This is a genomic window from Streptomyces sp. RP5T (assembly GCF_003933965.1).
Classification (GTDB): Bacteria; Actinomycetota; Actinomycetes; order Streptomycetales; family Streptomycetaceae; genus Streptomyces.
The window spans coordinates 1-3,266 of record NZ_RSAJ01000781.1 but is presented as its reverse complement, the minus strand read 5'-3'; the positions used below and the strand labels follow the sequence as shown (position 1 = coordinate 3,266).

Here is a 3,266-nt window from a genome sequence, read left to right as displayed (position 1 = left end):
GGTGGTGGTCTCCGCGGCCCCCGCGGCCGCGGTACCCGCCGCAGCCGGAGCGGCAGCCCCCGACTTGTAGTCGGCGAAGAAGTCCCACCAGGCGCGGTCTACCGAATTCGGGTCCTGGAGGTACTGCTGATAGATCTCGTCGACGAGCCACTCGTTCGGGCCGAACGCGGCAGCGGGGTTCTTGCCCGCTTGGTCTGCGTCGGTCGAGATGCTCGAGTTACTGGGGGACTGTGGCGACACGGCGGCAACCGCCCTCTTCCGCTTCACAAGGTGATGGACAGCGGGAATAAAGGCTACGCCCCCTGGACGGGGAAGGTCAGGCCGGGCCGGTCCATCGTCGTGTAAGTCACATCGAAGAGCGAGTTTCGGGGGCGGAAATGGCGGGAAACAAGCGTGGTTCTGCTACGTGAATCCGCGCGTGGGAAGGGCCGAGCGGGGCTCTGCGTCACGGCGGCGCGGCCCTCTGCCTGATCACACGTGTCCGTCAGCGCGGACAGAGATGGATCTTGTGGCTCCGCTTCGCACTTTACGTCAACTTGGCAGAGAAGGAAGTCCCGGAAGGGTGACAAGAATCCGGCAGCCCCGCTCGGATTCGGCCACTCCGATCCGGCCGCCGTGCAGATCCACCGCCCAGCGCGCGATCGCGAGCCCGAGCCCCGTACCGCCGTCGCTGCCCGGACCGTGCGGCCGCATGATCTGACCGCGGTTGAACCGCTCGAACACGCGGTGCCACTCCGAGCGCGGGATCCCGGGGCCCTCGTCGAGGACCTCCAGCTGGAGCGACTCGGGCTGTGCCCCGCGCCGCGCCTTGACCGTGACCCGTCCGTGCGCCGGGCTGTGCTTGACCGCGTTGTCGATCAGGTTGGCGACCACCTGGTGGATGCGCTCCGGATCGGCGTGCGCGGTGAGCTCCGGCGGCGACACGTCGAGGTGCAGATGGACGTCGTTGCGGGTGTGACTGCCGGATCCGGACGCGATGCCCGCGCGCGCGGTGGCGACCATGTTGGCCTCCTTGAGCACGCCCGAGAGGTACGGCCACACCTCGAAGCGGCGCTTCTTCAGCGGTACGACGCCGTTGTCGAGGCGGGACAGGTCCAGCAGCGTCTCCACCAGCCGGCCGAGCCGCTCGGTCTGCTTCAGGGCCGTGCGCATGGTCTCGGGGTCGGCCTGGGTGACCCCGTCGACGATGTTCTCCAGCACGGCGCGCAGGCCCGCGATGGGCGTGCGCAGCTCATGGGAGACATTTGCCACAAGTTCCTTGCGCTGGCGTTCCTGGGCCTCCAGGTCGTCCGCCATGCGGTTGATCGTCTGGGCCAGGTCGCCCAGCTCGTCCCGGCGGTTCTCGCGGACCCGGCGGGTGTAGTCGCCGTGCGAGATGGACCGGGCGACCGCGTTCATGTCGTCCAGGGGCGCGGTGAGCGAATGCGCCACGAACTGCGTGATCAAGAGCGTGGCGATCATCGAGAAGACCGTGATGAAGCGCAGCTCGGTCGCCGTGCGCATCGCGATCATCATCAGCCCGGTGGTGATGAGGACCGCGATGACGACGAGGGCGCCCAGCTTGGTCTTGATCGAGAACGGACTCACGCCGCCCCAGGGCTCCCTGGGGCTTCTCCGGCCGGCCGGACCCTCGCTCATGGCGTCGGCGTCTCCAGGGCGTAGCCCACGCCGTGCACCGTGCGGATCCGCTCGGCACCGATCTTCCGGCGCAGTGCCTTGATGTGGCTGTCCACGGTCCGGGTGCCGGAGGCGTCGGCCCAGTCCCACACCTCGGCGAGCAGCTGCTCACGGGAGAGCACCGCGCGCGGGGTGTTCGCCAGGCACACGAGCAGGTCGAACTCGGTCGGGGTGAGGTGGACGTCCTCGCTGCGCACCCGCACCCGGCGCTGCGCGTGGTCGATCTCCAGCTCGCCGAGCCGCAGGATGCCGGACCGGGGCGTGGCGGCGGCCAGTGCGGCCCGCTCGACGCGGCGCAGCAGGACGTGCACGCGCGCGGCCAGCTCACGCATCGAGAAGGGCTTGGTCATGTAGTCGTCGGCGCCGACGCCGAGCCCGACCAGCATGTCGGTCTCGTCGTCCCGCGCGGTGAGCATCATGACCGGCACCGGACGGGCGGCCTGCACGCGGCGGCAGACCTCCAGACCGTCGAAGCCGGGCAGCATGATGTCGAGGATCAGCAGGTCCGGCTGCCAGGCCTCGGCCGTGTCGACCGCGGACGGACCGTCGACCGCCGTTTGCACGAGGAATCCCTCGGCGCGCAGGCGGGTCGCGATGGCGTCGACGATCGTCGGATCGTCCTCGACGACCAGGACCCGGCGCTGAGCGCCCGGGGTAGCCGTCGAACCGTTGTGGGAGGTGTGTGTCTGCTCCATCGCCCGCCCCTGGGGAGTGCTTTCCGGAACCATGTGGGGTGATTCCTTGTCTGCGCATGACTGCGATTGACGCTTGAATGATCGGCGTAGGGAAGCAGAGTACGGGGAGTCATCACCCCTTTGCTATCCAGGTCGAACGGCGAGGTGCACGACGTCCGGTACGCCCCGGGCAACGGGGATCTCCTCGGTACGTACCTGTTGGAACCCGGCATTTGCTAGGGATTGCTCAAATTCCGCAGAGGGTTTCGCCGACCACACGGCCAGGACGCCGCCCGGCTTCAACACCCTTGCGCAGCTTGTGAGTCCGGTACGCGCGTAGAGGCCGTGGTTGCCGTCCGTGACCGTCCAGTCGGGTCCGTTGTCGATGTCGAGACACAGCACGTCGAAAGTGGCGCATGTCTCATTGACGAATCCGACCAGGTCCGTTTCCAGAATCTCCGTCCGGGGATCGGCGAGCGCGGCCGCGGAGAGCGCCGCGAGCGGGCCGGAACGGTGCCAGTCGATGATCGCGGGCTCCCGCTCCACGACCGTGATCCGGCCCCAGCGGGAATTCGCGGCCGCGTGTGCGAGCGAGAAGCCGACGCCGAGGCCGCCGATGAGGACGTGCGGCCCGGGCCGGTCGTCGAGGGCGGCGAGCGCCGCGTCGACGAGCATCCGCTCCGAGCGTCCGTCGGAGGTGTCCATCAGGAAGCAGCCGTTGGCGATGATCTGGAGCAACTCGCCGTGCCGCCGCAGGACTACCTCTCCGTACGGGCCCTCGCGACGGTCCAGGACTTCGGGAATGTCGTACGAGGTGGGCATCGGCCCATCCTGGCAGGTGCGGCGGCCCGGCCGGGGGTCCTTGAGAAGTCCCTGTGAATCGGGGCCGGGGTGGCGCGGGTCACAGACAGGGGG

At 68.9% G+C, this 3,266-nt stretch carries 4 protein-coding genes; all 4 read right to left on the bottom strand.

The genetic code is table 11. The features are described from left to right. A partial coding sequence (locus EHS43_RS40885) for a hypothetical protein (RefSeq protein ID WP_148104244.1) occupies window positions 1-240 on the bottom strand: 240 nt, incomplete at its 3' end. A gap of 291 nt (window positions 241-531) precedes the next feature. Continuing rightward, window positions 532-1,638, bottom strand: coding sequence for an ATP-binding protein (locus EHS43_RS40880; RefSeq protein ID WP_125195587.1), 1,107 nt, complete (start codon window positions 1,636-1,638; stop codon window positions 532-534). Continuing rightward, on the bottom strand, window positions 1,635-2,372 hold the full coding sequence (locus EHS43_RS40875) for a response regulator transcription factor (RefSeq protein ID WP_031038660.1): 738 nt from the start codon (window positions 2,370-2,372) through the stop codon (window positions 1,635-1,637). The genes EHS43_RS40880 and EHS43_RS40875 overlap by 4 nt, the downstream gene beginning before the upstream one ends. Window positions 2,373-2,495: 123 nt before the next feature. Next, window positions 2,496-3,173, bottom strand: coding sequence for a spermidine synthase (locus EHS43_RS40870; RefSeq protein ID WP_125195586.1), 678 nt, complete (start codon window positions 3,171-3,173; stop codon window positions 2,496-2,498). Between the last annotated feature and the right edge of the window lie 93 nt (window positions 3,174-3,266).

Coding starts and splice junctions, on each gene's coding strand:
- EHS43_RS40880 (WP_125195587.1), bottom strand. CDS start 1,638: ATGAGCGAGGGTCCGGCCGGCCGGAGAAGCCCCAGGGAGCCCTGGGGC.
- EHS43_RS40875 (WP_031038660.1), bottom strand. CDS start 2,372: ATGGAGCAGACACACACCTCCCACAACGGTTCGACGGCTACCCCGGGC.
- EHS43_RS40870 (WP_125195586.1), bottom strand. CDS start 3,173: ATGCCCACCTCGTACGACATTCCCGAAGTCCTGGACCGTCGCGAGGGC.